1 pseudogene is annotated in these 345 nt (G+C 40.0%); it reads right to left on the bottom strand.

The features are described from left to right. Positions 1 to 48 precede the first annotated feature (48 nt). Positions 49 to 345, bottom strand: a pseudogene (locus EYW48_RS21625) (hypothetical protein); the annotation flags it as partial.

Genomic DNA, 345 nt, shown 5'->3' on the forward strand with positions numbered 1-345 from the left:
TGTTAAGTTCGTTGGCGCGGCTTCTTTGGTGTTGAATTTTATGCATTCTTAAATTCGTTTCGTGTGCTCTGTCGTTGGCTTTTTCGATAGAATTCTTTGCAAATTACCATGCTCAGGAATGGTGATTCTCTCGGTTATTTCTTCTTTGCCAAGCGCATTTCGTGGATTAGGTTTTAATTTCACAGCTGTCCGTTTTACTTTGCCGTTTGAAAGCAAAGTGATCCGCCCCAGCAGTTTTGGACACTGAGTTAAGTGAGTACAATCACTAACGAGGTGAACAATGACTACTAAGAAAACTAGAATTAAACATTCCCCTGAATTTAAAGCAGAAACTCTGAAGCTAGC

This window comes from Vibrio sp. 1180_3 (genome assembly GCF_029478545.1).
GTDB lineage: Bacteria > Pseudomonadota > Gammaproteobacteria > Enterobacterales > Vibrionaceae > Vibrio > Vibrio aestuarianus.